The sequence below is a fragment of the Phaeobacter sp. JH20_37 genome (genome assembly GCF_048056015.1).
In the GTDB taxonomy this organism is placed as follows: Bacteria; Pseudomonadota; Alphaproteobacteria; order Rhodobacterales; family Rhodobacteraceae; genus Phaeobacter; species Phaeobacter bryozoorum.
Window position 1 is genome coordinate 226482 of the sequence record NZ_JAYMWW010000017.1, and the last position, 14322, is coordinate 240803.

Annotated in this window: 16 protein-coding genes; 13 read left to right on the forward strand and 3 right to left on the reverse strand. The window is 62.7% G+C overall.

Annotated elements, in window-relative coordinates; all coding sequences use genetic code 11:
- Positions 1-2: 2 nt before the first annotated feature.
- Positions 3-806 (reverse strand): TVP38/TMEM64 family protein, encoded by an 804-nt coding sequence (locus tag VWZ87_RS16360; protein ID WP_416535590.1) that lies wholly within the window; start codon positions 804-806, stop codon positions 3-5.
- Positions 807-1180: 374 nt separating this feature from the next.
- Between VWZ87_RS16360 and rpmH the strand changes: the two genes are divergently transcribed.
- The 9 genes from rpmH to yihA all read left to right on the forward strand — a co-directional run bounded on the left by rpmH (position 1181) and on the right by yihA (position 9313).
- Positions 1181-1315 carry a 50S ribosomal protein L34 gene (rpmH, locus tag VWZ87_RS16365; RefSeq protein ID WP_005980833.1) on the forward strand — a complete coding sequence of 45 codons (135 nt, stop codon included), beginning with the start codon at positions 1181-1183 and terminating at the stop codon, positions 1313-1315.
- 26 nt (positions 1316-1341) lie between these two features.
- Positions 1342-1791, forward strand: a complete 450-nt coding sequence (gene rnpA / locus VWZ87_RS16370) for a ribonuclease P protein component (RefSeq protein ID WP_340546625.1) — start codon at positions 1342-1344, stop codon at positions 1789-1791.
- 139 nt (positions 1792-1930) lie between these two features.
- Positions 1931-2188 (forward strand): membrane protein insertion efficiency factor YidD, encoded by a 258-nt coding sequence (yidD, locus tag VWZ87_RS16375; RefSeq protein ID WP_340546624.1) that lies wholly within the window; start codon positions 1931-1933, stop codon positions 2186-2188.
- A 386-nt stretch (positions 2189-2574) separates the two neighbouring features.
- Positions 2575-2808: a hypothetical protein gene (locus VWZ87_RS16380; RefSeq protein ID WP_340546623.1), complete on the forward strand. Its 234-nt coding sequence runs from the start codon at positions 2575-2577 to the stop codon at positions 2806-2808.
- Positions 2809-2915: 107 nt separating this feature from the next.
- On the forward strand, positions 2916-3803 hold the full coding sequence (ttcA, locus tag VWZ87_RS16385; protein WP_340546622.1) for a tRNA 2-thiocytidine(32) synthetase TtcA: 888 nt from the start codon (positions 2916-2918) through the stop codon (positions 3801-3803).
- Positions 3804-3869: 66 nt separating this feature from the next.
- On the forward strand, positions 3870-5414 hold the full coding sequence (locus VWZ87_RS16390; protein WP_416535591.1) for a putative bifunctional diguanylate cyclase/phosphodiesterase: 1545 nt from the start codon (positions 3870-3872) through the stop codon (positions 5412-5414).
- A gap of 682 nt (positions 5415-6096) precedes the next feature.
- Positions 6097-7914, forward strand: a complete 1818-nt coding sequence (gene yidC, locus VWZ87_RS16395) for a membrane protein insertase YidC (protein WP_340546620.1) — start codon at positions 6097-6099, stop codon at positions 7912-7914.
- The gene (locus VWZ87_RS16400) at positions 7911-8663 is read left to right on the forward strand and encodes an MOSC domain-containing protein (RefSeq protein WP_416535592.1); all 753 of its coding nucleotides are present in this window, start codon (positions 7911-7913) and stop codon (positions 8661-8663) included. The genes yidC and VWZ87_RS16400 overlap by 4 nt, the downstream gene beginning before the upstream one ends.
- Positions 8663-9313 carry a ribosome biogenesis GTP-binding protein YihA/YsxC gene (yihA, locus tag VWZ87_RS16405; RefSeq protein ID WP_340546618.1) on the forward strand — a complete coding sequence of 217 codons (651 nt, stop codon included), beginning with the start codon at positions 8663-8665 and terminating at the stop codon, positions 9311-9313. The genes VWZ87_RS16400 and yihA overlap by 1 nt, the downstream gene beginning before the upstream one ends.
- 94 nt (positions 9314-9407) lie before the next feature.
- Here yihA and VWZ87_RS16410 read toward each other — a convergent pair whose 3' ends face one another.
- Positions 9408-10136 (reverse strand): SDR family NAD(P)-dependent oxidoreductase, encoded by a 729-nt coding sequence (locus VWZ87_RS16410; RefSeq protein ID WP_416535593.1) that lies wholly within the window; start codon positions 10134-10136, stop codon positions 9408-9410.
- A 229-nt stretch (positions 10137-10365) separates the two neighbouring features.
- On the opposite strand from VWZ87_RS16410, the gene argB reads away from it, so the two are divergent.
- From argB to VWZ87_RS16430, 4 genes are all read left to right on the forward strand, one after another.
- On the forward strand, positions 10366-11226 hold the full coding sequence (gene argB, locus VWZ87_RS16415; RefSeq protein ID WP_416535594.1) for an acetylglutamate kinase: 861 nt from the start codon (positions 10366-10368) through the stop codon (positions 11224-11226).
- Positions 11227-11350: 124 nt separating this feature from the next.
- Positions 11351-12142, forward strand: a complete 792-nt coding sequence (locus VWZ87_RS16420; protein ID WP_416535595.1) for a ferredoxin — start codon at positions 11351-11353, stop codon at positions 12140-12142.
- The gene (locus tag VWZ87_RS16425) at positions 12139-12636 is read left to right on the forward strand and encodes a SixA phosphatase family protein (protein WP_416535596.1); all 498 of its coding nucleotides are present in this window, start codon (positions 12139-12141) and stop codon (positions 12634-12636) included. Before VWZ87_RS16420 ends, VWZ87_RS16425 begins: the two co-directional genes overlap by 4 nt.
- Before the next feature lie 272 nt (positions 12637-12908).
- Positions 12909-13370, forward strand: a complete 462-nt coding sequence (locus tag VWZ87_RS16430) for a DUF411 domain-containing protein (protein ID WP_416535597.1) — start codon at positions 12909-12911, stop codon at positions 13368-13370.
- Positions 13371-13519: 149 nt separating this feature from the next.
- On the opposite strand, the gene VWZ87_RS16435 is transcribed toward VWZ87_RS16430, so the two are convergent.
- Positions 13520-14311 (reverse strand): amino acid ABC transporter ATP-binding protein, encoded by a 792-nt coding sequence (locus VWZ87_RS16435; protein ID WP_340546612.1) that lies wholly within the window; start codon positions 14309-14311, stop codon positions 13520-13522.
- Positions 14312-14322: the final 11 nt, after the last annotated feature.

Sequence of the window (14322 nt, forward strand, 5' to 3'; positions counted from 1 at the left end):
GGTCACTGGTCCTTTCCGGAGGCCGCGGGACGGCGTTTCTTCAGCAGGATGGGCAGCGCCGCCAACACGCACAGACCAAGGATCGGCCCGATCACAAACGGCTCCCACAACAGCGACAGATCAGGTGTCCCGCCCCGGTCAAACACCGCACCAAGGCCCACGCCAATCCAGGTAAAGACGATGGCGCCGGGGATGATCCCCACCGCCGTGGTCCACAGGAAATTCACCAGCTTCACCCCGACCAGCGCGGGCAGCAGATTGGCGACAAAAAACGGCACCGCAGGCACCAGCCGCAGCAGCAGCAGCACCTCGATCTCATTTTCCCGCAGGGCCTGTTTGAGGATGCGCACGCGCCCCTCCGCCGCTTCCAGCCGGTGGGTCAGCATCGCTCCAAGCCCCCAGCGCGCCGCCAGAAAGATGCCAACCGCACCAATGGTGGCTGCCAGCACGTTGAACAGCGTGCCCGCCACCAGACCAAACAGGAACCCGCCAGTGACAGAGGCCACAGCGGCGCCCGGCAGCGAGAATACAACAATTGTCACATAGGCCAGCACAAACAGGCCAACGAGGCCCAGATAATTCTCATCGCGAAACGCCATCAGCGCCACCCGATTGTCGCGCAGGGTCTCAAACGTCAGGTAATCGCCCAGCGTCATCGCCCCGATCACCGCAACAACCAGCACCACGGCCAGCGGCAGGAACCGGGTCAGCGCCGGTTTCTTCTCTGCCCTGTCACGCGATTCGGATGCGGTGGGCTGGGCCGGAGAATGCTCCGCGATATCGGGCTGCTCGGGATGATCTGGCATCGGTGGTCAAATCCTGCTGTCTTGGGCCAGTGGCTGGCCGGTCATGGTCGGCACCGCAGACGCGGCGGGTCTGTGTCTCTGGCTACCTGCTAAATGGCCCCGGTACGAGACCACGGGCGATATCTTCACGCCCGCTTGATCATTGCCTGCAAAAAAGTGAGCCAAACAGCGCGCGCCCCTCTGTCTGTTACAAATATCTTCTGCTAAAGGGGCTTCAGCGCCCGGTTTTCATGGAAATGTTGCATTTCGTGCAGAAAACAACCGCCTTGGGGTTTGACTCGCCGGTCATTCCCTTCTAGAGACCGGGCTTCGAGATAGACCCCCGGGTGGCCGATTCCGCGCCGTCCCGATGTAAACAGTTGGAGACCGGAGCGATGAAACGCACCTATCAGCCTTCGAACCTGGTTCGCAAACGCCGCCACGGCTTCCGTGCGCGCATGGCCACCAAGGCAGGCCGCAAGATCCTGAACGCACGCCGCGCACGCGGTCGCAAGTCGCTGAGCGCGTAATCGCGCCCAGCACTGTTCAGACGGACATGACACCGCCGGAGACCCCCAAGGACGGCTCAGCTGCCCAAGGGACCAGGTCTCCGGCGGTGTCCGTTTGCGTATCTGATACCTTGGACCGCCCACTGCCCCGCCCGGAGGTGATCGCCAAACGCCGCGACTTTCTCGCGGCGGCACGCGCCCGCCGTCAGGGCACCAAGGGAATGATGGTACAGGGTCGCAAACGCCGCCAGGACAGCGAAGCCGGCGGCGATGCCATCCGCATGGGCTTTACCTGCTCCAAGAAGGTCGGCAATGCGGTGGCCCGCAACCGCGCCAAACGCCGCCTGCGCGAAGTCGCCCGGCTGATTCTGCCCCTGCATGGCCGGTCCGGCTGGGACTATGTCCTGATCGGGCGCGCGACAGAGACCGCCGAGCGCCCCTTTGAAGATCTGCAAAACGATCTCATCTACGCGCTGAAGAAAATCCACGGTAAGTAATCGTTTCCGAAGGCGATTTGCCCGGCAGGGAACTGGCGCAGCACACGGCCCCTCTCCCCACAGAAAGGCGGCTCCGCTGTCCCCGCACTCAGGCGCGGTCCTGATTGCCATACCGCTCAACTCTGCCTATCTAACTCCCATGACCCCGCTGGCCCATCTCCTTGCCCTGCCCGTGCGCGCCTATCGGCTGCTGTTCAGCCCCTGGGTCGGCTTCAACTGCCGCTATCAGCCCACCTGCTCGGCCTATGCGCTTGAAGCGCTGGAGAAACACGGCGCCCTCCGTGGGGCCTGGCTGACGCTGCGCCGGATCGGCCGCTGTCACCCGTTTGGCGGCGATGGCTACGACCCGGTGCCGGGCTGTGACCACAGCCATGACAAGACCGCAGATCGACGATAACCAGTCCGGGCCGATGCCCGCCAAAGCTGCGCGCCATTTCTGCCACAGTATGGAATACCGGTATAACCGGGGCAGTCGGGCCGTGCTAAGGCTCTGAAACGATCAACCTATAGATGCAGGAGGGCTGTTTATGAATAAGTTTGTTCAATGGCGACGTGCTCCTGGGGGCAATACGGGACAGGCACGCGCCTGATCCAGTCTGCCTTGATCGCGGCTCAGCACTGATGTGCGCCCGATCTGATCGTACCATCCCAGACCACCCCTAGCGAAGCCATCGTCGACGCCTGTCTTTGATCCGGTCTTCGACCCCGTCTTTGCTGCACGGTCTGGGCACATCTGTCATCTTTCACAACAAAGGACCCGTCTGCATGCAGCCGGAAACACGCATGACATCTACACAATTTCCCACCCCGCTCCGCGACCCCCATGCCGCATTGGCGCAGATTCTGGCCGATCTTGGTCTGCGCCGGACCCTGACGGCGATCCTGCGCCAGATGATTGCCGCACAAAGCCCGCCGCGCAGACGCGCCAGCACGCTGCCGATCTGCAACCATCTGCGCCGGGATATTGGCCTGCCGCCGCTCGCCGACAGGCTGCCATCGTCGCGCCCCTATTTCTGATCCCGGCTGACGATCCCGGCTGACGATCCCGGCGGGCAGAAGCCTGCTACCCACCGGGATCACCTTTTTTCCTTGGCAAAACGCCGATCCTCGGCTAGGGCGCGCCCATGCTTGATGATGATCTGGACGATATCCACCCGCTGTTTGCCGGCGCCCCCTCGACGACGGAGTTCAAGAAACTCCGCAAACGGATCGTGCGCTACGCCCGTGAGGCGATTGACCAATATGGCATGGTCGAGCGGCGCGAGGACGGCAGCACGCCGAAATGGCTGGTCTGCCTGTCGGGCGGCAAGGACAGCTATACCCTGCTGGCGGTGCTTTACGAGCTGAAGTGGCGGGGATTGCTGCCCGTGGATCTCCTGGCCTGCAACCTCGATCAGGGCCAGCCCGGTTTTCCGGCCACCGTGCTGCCGGAGTTTCTGGAAAAGATGGGCGTGCCGCACCGCATCGAATATCAGGACACCTATAGTATCGTGATGGATAAGGTCCCGCAGGGCCGCACCTTCTGCGCGCTCTGCTCGCGCCTGCGCCGGGGCAACCTCTACCGCATCGCGCGCGAGGAAGGCTGCTCTGCGGTGGTGCTCGGCCATCATCGCGACGACATTCTGGAAACCTTCTTCATGAACCTGTTCCACGGGGGTCGTCTGGCAACCATGCCGCCGAAACTGGTCAACGAAGAGGGCGATCTGTTCGTGTTTCGCCCCCTCGCCCATGTCGCCGAGGTGGACTGTGAAAAATTCGCCAAGGCTCTGAATTATCCGATCATTCCCTGCGATCTCTGCGGCAGCCAGGACGGGTTGCAGCGCCAGCAGGTGAAACAGATCCTCGATCAGTGGGAATCAAACAGCCCCGGACGCCGTCAGGTGATGTTCCGGGCCTTGATGAATGCCCGCCCCTCGCATCTTCTGGACCCCAAGCTGTTCGATTTTTCCGCTCTTATGTTGAAAAAACCTGATTTGGGGACGGATTCGGACGAAATTCCCGATTTGCGTTAACTTGCCGGTCAGACCGCGACCTTAATCTGTAGCCAGCACCACATGCCGTAGGTGAAAGGTCTACAGATGACAAAAATGCTGTCGCAGACGCTGACACAGGTCAGGAAACGGATTGCCCCGGTGCTGCTGGGGCCGCCGCTGCTTGCGTTTTTGCCGGCCCTGACACTGGCAACTTTCTGGATGGGTGGCGAGGTGGCGCTGCTGGCCGTTGCTCTTGGCCTGCCGCTGGTTCTTGTCGCCTCCGGTGGCTTTTCCTATTTCCGCCGCCCCACCATGCCACGCGACAGCCTGACCGGCATGATGATGCGCGACGGGTTCAGCGAAATCGTCTCGGAAGTTTATGACAGCGCCGCGGATACCGGCCTGCGCTCGGCCGTGTTTGTGCTTGAGCTTGATGACTTCAAGGAGCTGGCGCAGCGCCACGGCCAGGAAACCGCCGATCAGCTGGTCAACCGCTGTGGCGACCGCATCATCTCCATCCTGCGCCCGCAGGACTATGTCGCCCGGATTGGCGATTCTCGGTTTGCCATCTGCCTCACACCGGTGTTGCAAATGGATCTGGAACTCTCGATCCAGATGGCCGGACGGCTTCAGGCCGCCATCGAAGAGCCGATTTCGGTTGATGGTGCCTCTCTCTATATTTCCTGTTCCATCGGATTCTGCCTCCATAGCCGCAGCCCGAAACCGGCAGGCAGCGACTGGATGGGCGCCGCCTGCACGGCCCTGCTGGACGCGCAGAACAATGGCCCCTCCGGCATTCGCGCCTTCTCCCCCGAAATGGATCAGCGCAGCAAGGCGCGCGGCGACATGATCGACGAGGTGACCGAGGCACTGGAAAACGGTCAGATCCAGGCCTGGTTCCAGCCGCAGATCTGCACCGACACCGGCCGTGTCTCCGGGTTTGAGGCGCTGGCCCGCTGGTCCCATCCGGTACGCGGGATGATCGCGCCCATGTCCTTCCTGCCCTATCTGGAGAGCGCCGGGCTGATGGAACGATTGAGCGAAATCATGCTCTACAACGCGCTCACCGCGCTCAAAGCCTGGGATGCCGCCGGCCTGCATGTCCCCTCGGTCGGTGTGAATTTCGCCACCGACGAGTTGCGCAACGCCAATCTGGTGGAGCGTATTCAATGGGAGCTTGAGCGTTTTGGCCTCACCCCGGACCGGCTCTGCGTCGAGATCCTCGAAACCGTGATGACCGACCGCCCGGATGACATGATCGTCCGCAATATCGCCGCCCTTGGCGAATTGGGCTGCGGCATTGATCTGGATGATTTCGGCACCGGCCATGCCTCCATCGCGGCGGTCCAGCGGTTCCGCGTATCCCGGATCAAGATCGACCGCTCCTTCGTCATGAAGGCCGACCGCGACCCCGAACAGCAAAAGCTGATTGCCGCCATCCTGACCATGGCCGAACGGCTGGAGCTGGAAACCCTCGCCGAAGGGGTGGAGACCGTTGGCGAACACGCCCTCCTGTCCCAGCTGGGCTGCGATCACGTGCAGGGCTTTGGCATTGGCCGTCCGATGCCCTTTGATCAGACTCTCGACTGGATCGCCGCCCATGAGGCAAAGCTGCAGGAGGCCCCCAGTATCGGGCGCCACAGCAGCTGATCCGCTGACATCCCAGTCCCCCGCCCTTCGGCGACCATCTACGCAATCGGCCCCGATTGGTTCCGGTTGGTTTCGGTTGGTTTCGGTTGGTTTCGGTTGCCCCCTGTCTGCGCGCGCCGCCCAGTCACGGGTTCTGCTTTGTCCTGGCGCAGCGATCCGGCGGTTCTGCGCAGGAACTCCCGGCGACCGGCTCGGCCCCGGCAGGTTCGGCACAGCAAAACGGGCGCCCTCGGCCGCTGAGGGTCTTGTGCCTTATGCTTGCGGGCATCTTTGGCGCGCGGTCTCTTGCGGTCCAGTCACGCGCGCTGCCCAGTCCCGCCCGGTCTCAATCCCGCCCGCTCCCAGCCCTGCCCGTTCCCAGCTCCCCGCTCCCAGCCCCGCCCGTTCCCAGCTCCCCGTTCCCTGTCCCGCCCTCCCGCAGCCTTGCCGCCTCCTCGCTCCCACCCGGGGCGGCTTGCACCGCCGGTTGATCCACCGCGACATGGATCTGCTGTCGTAGGCCGCGCGCCGCGCCCGACGGGTCGCGACATGCCGTCCTGATCCGGCAATTGCGCCAGGGATCGGACGAAATCCCCCTTCAACCGCGTCGCAAGGACACGATGGGGGCGATTCCGCTTGACCTTTGGGGGGCATCTCTGTTGAACCACACCCTGTCATTCCATACACGAGGTGGCAGTCCCCAATGGACGATCAGAACAAGAACCTTCTTCTCGCAACCGCGCTTAGCTTCCTGGTGATTCTGGGGTGGTATATCTTTTTCCCCCCACCAGAGCCGCAGATCCAGCCGGACGCCGTGGTCGCGGAGACAACCGCCACAGGCGATGTCGTGACCGCGCCTGCTGCGGCCAATCCTGCGGCCGGAACCGATGGCGCTGATGTCAGCGCCGAAGCTGAGGCCGCTGCGGATGCGCCGCGTCTCACCATCGACACGCCGCGCGTCTCCGGCAGCATTTCCCTGAAAGGCGGGCGTCTCGACGATCTGTCTCTCAAGGATTACCGCGTCTCGCTGGAAGAGGGTGCCGCCATCGTCAAGATGCTGTCCCCCGCCGGTGATCCCAATGCCTATTACGCCCTTTACGGCTGGGCGCCCGGTGCCGGGCTGGGTCCCGACGACGTGCCCGGAGCCAACACCCTGTGGCAGGCCGATACCGAGGCAACTCTGACCCCGGACACCCCGGTCACGCTCAGCTGGGATAATGGCAAGGGGCTCACCTTCACCCGCACCATCGCGGTGGATGAGGATTACCTTTTTACCATCACCCAGTCGGTCACCAACGCCTCCGGCGCGACCGTGGCGCTGGCGCCCTATGGCACCCTGGCGCGCCATGGTGAGCCGCAGGACCTGAAGAATTTCTTCATCCTGCATGAAGGCGTGATCGGCATGGCCGACGGCACCCTGGCCGAAATCGACTATGACGACATGACCGATTTCGAGATCGACCCCCGCACCGGCGCCCGCGCCGCCGTGACCGCGGTCGAGACCAACGGCTGGATCGGCTTCACCGATCATTACTGGATGTCGACCCTGGTGCCGGATCCCGGCCAGCCGTTCCGCTCCATCGCCAAATTCGATGAGCGCCGCGACATCTACCAGACCGATATCGTGCTGCCGACCGTCACCGTCGCCGATGGCGAAACCAGCGCAGCCACAACCATGCTGTTTGCCGGTGCCAAGGAATGGGCGACCATTCGCGGCTACCAGAAAGACGGCATCGAGGGCTTCCTCGACAGCATCGACTGGGGCTGGTTCTTCTTCCTGACCAAGCCGATTTTTGCGGTTCTGCACTGGCTGAACGCGTTGATTGGCAACATGGGCTGGGCGATCATCGGCCTGACCGTGCTGATCAAGCTCCTCGTTTTCCCGCTGGCTTATAAATCCTACGCCTCCATGGCGAAGATGAAAGAGCTGCAGCCGCGGATGGAGGAGATCAAGGAGAAGGCGGGCGACGACCGCCAGAAACTCCAGCAGGAGATGATGGCGCTCTACAAGAAGGAAAAGGTCAACCCGGCAGCCGGCTGTCTGCCGATCCTGATCCAGATCCCGATCTTCTTCTCGCTCTACAAGGTGATCTTTGTGACGCTGGAACTGCGTCACGCGCCCTTCTTTGGTCCGTTCCAGGATCTGAGCGCGCCGGATCCGACCTCGATCATGAACCTCTTTGGCTTGCTGCCGTTTGCCGCTCCGGTCGAGGGCACGCTGATGGCGACGATCTTCATCGGGATTCTGCCGATCCTTCTCGGTATCTCGATGTGGTTGCAGCAGAAACTGAACCCGGCACCCACCGATCCGACCCAGCAGATGATCTTTGCCTGGATGCCGTGGGTCTTCATGTTCATGCTGGGCGGCTTTGCCTCCGGTCTGGTGGTCTACTGGATCGCGAACAACACCATCACCTTCACGCAGCAGTATTTGATCATGCGCAGCCACGGCTACAAGCCGGATGTCTTCGGCAATATCAAATCCGGCTTCAAGAAGACGCCAAAGGCTGAAAAGAAATGAGCGAAGGCATAACTCATATCTGGCGGCATCCGATCAAATCACATGGTCGGGAGCCGCTGGAGAGCGCCTCTTTGGTCGCCGGGCAGTGTCTGCCCGGCGATCGCGTTTGGGCGGTTGCGCATGAGGCCTCCAAGGCTGACGGCAGCGCCTGGGCGCCCTGCGCCAATTTCAGCCGTGTCGCCAAGGCACCGCAGCTGATGGCGCTTGAAGCCCGCTATGACGAGGCCACGGGCCAGGTCACCCTGAGCCACCCGCAGCTGGACAACCTCAGCTTCAGCCCCGATGACGCGGCGGATCTGCCGCGGTTTCTGGACTGGGTGCGCCCCCTGATGCCAGAGGACCGCGCCGCCTCAACCCGCATTCTGCGGGTTCCGGGCCGTGGCATGACCGACAGCGATTTCCCGTCGATCAGCCTGTGCAACTGGGCGTCTCACCGCGCGGTGGAAACCGCCATTGGCCATGGGCTGTCGCCGCAGCGCTGGCGCGGCAACATCTGGTTTGACACCGGCACCGCCTGGGAAGAAAACACCTGGATCGGGCGCGACGTGCAGATCGGCGAGGCAGTGCTGACCGTCCGTGAACGCACCGTGCGCTGTCTGGCCACCACAACCAACCCCGAGACCGGCGAGCGTGACGCAGATACGCTCAAGACGCTGCGCGACACCTGGGGTCACCAGGAATTCGCTGTCTATGCAGAGGTCATCAAAGACGGCGCGATCCGCGTCGGCGATAGTATAAAGGTGCTCTGATGCAGATGCCGTTCCCCCTGGCCGAATCGCCAGATGAAATCATGACCGAAAAAGGCCGCAAGCTGTTTGCCGGCCAGTCGGAATTTGTCAAAGGCGTGGTCGCCATGTCCGGCCTGCCCCCCGCCGACCGGATCGAGGTCTGTTTCGCGGGCCGCTCCAACGTGGGCAAATCCAGCCTGATCAACGCGCTGACCGGGACCAAAGGTCTGGCGCGGGCCTCCAACACGCCGGGGCGCACACAGGAAATCAACTACTTCACCCAAGGCCCCGATCTCTATCTGGTCGACCTTCCGGGCTATGGTTACGCCAATGCGCCGCTGCCGATTGTCGAGAAATGGCAGCGCCTGCTGAAACAATATCTCTCCGGTCGCCAGACCCTGCGCCGCGCCTTTGTGCTGATCGACAGCCGTCACGGCATCAAAGCCGTCGATGACGAGATCATGACCCGGCTCGACAGCTCTGCGGTCACCTTTCAATGCGTGATGACCAAAGCCGACAAGGTCAAGGACAAGGACCGCGCCGCAATCATGGAGCAGGTCCGCAAGGCGCTGTCCAAACACCCGGCAGCCTACCCGGAGATCGTGCTGACCTCCTCGGAGAAAGGCGACGGCATCGCCACACTGCGCTCGATCATCGCGGGTCTGGAATAACGCAGCTGTTGCGCAGCCCGCCACATGGAACCGCCCCCGCGATCAGCCGATCCCGGGGGCGTTTTCGTCTCTGATAGCTGTATTAGAGCCGCTATCAGACGTGCTGCGCGCCATTCACCTCAATCTCCGCACCGGAGATATAGGAGCTTTCGCCCGAACACAGGAAATAGATCGCGGCCGCCACCTCCTCCGGCTGACCCAGCCGTTGCAGCGGCAGTTTCTCGACGATCTTGTCGGTGCCCGGCGACAGGATCGCGGTCTCCACCTCGCCCGGCGCAATCGCATTGACGCGCACCCCAAGCGGGCCGAAATCATGCGCCATCTCGCGGGTCAGCGCCGCCAGCGCCGCCTTCGAGGTGGCATAGGCCGCGCCCGCAAACGGATGCACCCGGCTGCCCGCGATCGAGGTCACATTGACAACCGAGCCCTTGGCCGCCGCCAATTCGTCCTTCAACCCCCGCGCCAGCACAACGGAGGAGAAGAAATTCACGTGGAACACCTTGCCCCAGGTCATCAGATCTGTGTCCAGCGTGTTCAGCCGCGCGCCATTCGGACCCTTGGGGGACACGCCCGCATTGTTGACCAGCGCATCCAGCTGTCCACCCAAGAGGTCCTGAATTTCACCCACCTTGTTTATCGTGTCGGTCGGATCGGACAGGTCCACCTGTATGTGATTCTCCGCACCTCCGCCCCAGGGGCATTCCGCCGGAAACGGCTGGCGCGAACAGGTGATCACCCGCCAGCCTTCGGCATTGAACCGCTGCACCGTCGCATGGCCAATGCCGCGGCTTGCACCGGTCAGCAACAGGGTTTTCTTACGCATGGCTACCATTCCTTGGCCTCAGGCCCGTGTCGGAGGCCGCTCTGACCTCACAGCCCGCAGGCCCCGTTTCGGTATCTGTCGCGGCGACCCTAGCAGCCTTTGCGACAGCTGCAATGCCGCGAATGCAGGGCCGGCGCTTGGCACCGCGCCCAGAACCGCGTAACACAATCCCCATGGCACAGCCGCCTGCGCCGTCTGCGACGGACGGCCCGTCCCAGGGATTGCAACGATGAAGAAACAAGACATGAACCGCGATTGGATTGCCACAGCCGAGACCCTTTCAAGCGCCCTGCCCTATCTGCAGCGCTATGACGGCGCCATCGTCGTGATCAAGCTGGGCGGTCACGCCATGGGCAGCGACGAGGCCATGGATACCTTTGCCCGCGACATCGTGCTGATGCGTCAGGTCGGGGTGAACCCGGTGATCGTCCATGGCGGCGGCCCGATGATCAATGCCATGCTCGACAAGCTGCAGATCAAATCCGATTTCGTGAACGGCAAACGGGTCACCGATGCCGCCACGATGGAAGTGGTGGAGATGGTGCTCTCCGGCGTGGTGAACAAACGTATCGTGCAGGCCATCAACCGCCAGGGCGGCGCTGCTGTCGGTCTGTCCGGCAAGGATGCCAATCTGATCACCTGCACCCAGACCGACCCGGATCTGGGCTATGTCGGCACCCCGTCTGAAATGGATCCAAGCGTGCTGAACCATCTCTTTGAACAGGATATGATCCCGGTGATCGCCCCCATCGGCGCAGGCCCCAACGGCGAGACGTTCAATATCAACGGCGACACCGCCGCCGGCGCCATCGCCGCATCGCTCAAGGCTGACCGGCTGCTGCTGCTCACGGATGTGTCTGGCGTAAAGAACAGCGACGGCGATGTCGTGACCGAGCTGAAGGCCGCCGATGTCGAAGCGATGACCCGCGACGGCGTGATCCTCGGCGGCATGATCCCGAAGACGGAAACCGCGCTCTCCGCCGTGCGCAGCGGTGTGCGGGCCTGTACCATCGTTGATGGCCGGGTACCCAATGCCGTGCTGCTGGAACTCTTCACCGATCACGGCGCCGGTTCGATGATCCGTCCCTGAGGCGGCAGACATCAGCCAACCGGCCGGATCTCACCCGTCGCGGGCCAGCTGTCTCGCTTTGCGACGGGTTTACGGCTGCGAAATCCCCATAGGGAAACGCGCCAACCTGCGCTAGACTGTCCCTATGATCCGCCCCCTAAACCCGGACAGGGACCTTGCAGACCGCTCTGCATCGGTGCCTGTCTCCACCCCTGTCGAACCCCCACTGACCTATGACAGGCTGCAACGGTCTGTTGCGGCACTTGGGCTGGATATCTATGGCGGATTTCACCCAACAGCCGGACAGCTTCGGGGCTTTATCGAAGCGGCGGCACCGGACATCGCAACAGGCAGCGAAACCGACAGCGGCCCACAGGGAACGCTGATCCTGCTGGGCACCGCCCCCTCCTTCTGGCCGGGGTTTGTCACCAGCCCGGAATATCACGATGGCAGGGCAGACCCGGTCGACCGCTGGTCCAGCCGGGTCATCGGTGATCTGGCGCAGAGCTGGGGCGCAATCCCGGCCTACCCCTTCACCGGCCCCCCCTATGCGCCCTTCGTCGACTGGGCGCTGGCCTCGGGCCGCAGTTTCACATCGCCGTCGCAAATGCTGGTGCATGATCGCTATGGCATGATGATTTCCTTTCGCGGCGCCCTCTATTTCGCGCACCACTTTGATCTTCCGCCCGCCCCGCTGGCCCTGGCCCCCTGCCTTGGCTGTGAGGATCGCCCCTGCCTGAGCCGCTGCCCCGTCACGGCTTTGAAAGAGGGCGGCCCCTATGATCTGGCAGCCTGCCACAGGCACCTGGAGAGCACCGAGGGAACCCCCTGCCTCTCCACCGGCTGCCTTGCCCGCCGCGCCTGCCCGCTGAGCACAGGCGCTGACCGTATCCCGGCGCAATCCGCCCATCATATGAGGTATTTTCACATAAAATGACCTGCACGCTGATCCTGACCCGCCACGCCAAGTCCGCCTGGGACACCTCCTCCCCCAGTGACCACGCCCGCCCGCTGAACACCCGCGGCCGCCATTCCGCCGCGGCGGTTGGCACCTGGCTGCGCGAGCTCGGAATGATCCCGGATCAGGTGATCTCCTCCTCCGCCCAGCGAACCCGTGAAACCTGCGAGCTGATGGAACTGGGTGCCCCTGCGGTGTTCATCGAACGGCTCTATCACGCCAGCGCCGACATCCTGTTTCAGGTGCTGCGCGAGGCCGAACACAAGCGGGTGCTGATACTGGGCCATAATCCCGGCCTTGCCGCCTTTGCCCATTCCATCGTCCGCCACCCACCGGATCATTCACGGTTTGACGATTTCCCAACCGGCGCGACACTGATCGCAAGCTTTGATATCGACAGCTGGGCCGATCTCACGTGGAGCAGCGGCAAGGTGGCGGAATTCACCGTCCCCCGCGAATTGCTTGGCGCGTGACAGGGGCCAGCCTGCGCGCCCTCCTGCGGCCCGTCAACCAGCGGAGACCATAAGCGCTCCCGCCCGTCCCGGTCGCATGAATATGCAACCGCTCCCGTTGGGCATGGCGCCGCTGGCGCGGCGCGGTCGCTCCGCAGGTGACAGGACAACAAAAGCGGCCGCGATATGATCCTGTGACATGCTGTCGCTCCCACGCGGGAAGCCATGCCGCCGAACATCCGCAGATCCGCTATGATCCCAAGATCCGCATTCTCAGCAATGGAGCCTTTGAGATGAACCGCCGCGCCTTCCTTCTCGCCGCTGCAACCCTGCCGCTGGCCACCACACCGCTGGTGGCTGCGACGGCCATCAACGACCCGGTGATTAAGGTGATGAAATCCCCCAGCTGCGGCTGCTGCACCGGATGGGTGGAGCATCTTACCGCCGCCGGCCTGAAAACCGAGGTCCGCAATATCCCTGACGATCAGCTCTGGGAGATGAAATCCCGGCTTGGCATCTCAGATGATCTTGCCTCCTGCCACACCGCCACCCTCGGCCCCTATGTGATCGAAGGCCATGTCCCCGCCAGCGATATCAAACGCCTGCTGACAGAGCGGCCTGATGCCCTGGGCCTCACGGTTCCGGGCATGCCTGTTGGCTCACCGGGGATGGAAATGGGCGACAGCAAAGAGCCTTTCTCCACGCTCCTGATCCGGGCAGACGGCAGCACCGAGGCCTTTGCCCAGCACGGCTGACGCGCGGCACAGCGCCCTTGCATCTCTGCCCCTGTCATCTTTCCGATAAATACTCCGGGGGTCAGGGGGCAGCGCCCCCTGCATCGACCCAGAATGACCAAGGCCGGGCAAATCTGCCCGGCCTTGGCCGTCTTACACTAGTGCGGCGCTCAGTGGCCGAGAATCTGGCTCAGGAACAGCTTTGTCCGCTCACTCTGCGGGTTGTTGAAGAACTCTTCCGGCTCGTTCTGCTCCACGATCTGACCCGCATCCATGAAGATCACACGGTTCGCCACCTGACGGGCAAAGCCCATCTCGTGGGTGACGCAGAGCATGGTCATACCTTCCTCGGCCAGTTCGATCATGGTGTCCAAGACCTCCTTGATCATCTCCGGATCGAGCGCCGATGTCGGTTCATCGAACAGCATGATGCGCGGCATCATGCAGAGGCTGCGCGCAATCGCCACACGCTGCTGCTGACCACCGGAGAGCATGCCCGGATATTTATTGGCCTGCTCGGGGATCTTCACCTTCTCAAGGAAGTGCATCGCCCGTTCTTCGGCTTCCTTCTTGGGGGTCTTGCGGACCCAGATCGGCGCCAGGGTGCAGTTTTCCAGAATGGTCAGATGCGGGAACAGGTTGAAGTGCTGGAACACCATGCCAACCTCGGACCGGATCTTGTCAATGTTCTTGAGATCATTCGACAGTTCGGTGCCATCCACCACGATCTTGCCCTGCTGGTGCTCTTCCAGCGCATTGAGGCAGCGGATCAGGGTGGATTTGCCGGACCCCGAGGGGCCTGCGATAACAATCCGCTCGCCCTGATTGACGGTCAGATTGATGTCGCGCAGCACGTGGAACGAACCGTACCACTTGTTCATATTGTTGATTTCAATGGCAACCTCGTCGCTCACTTGCATTTTCGAGCGGTCGATTGCGCGGTCAGACATAAGTTCAGACATATGTTGAACTC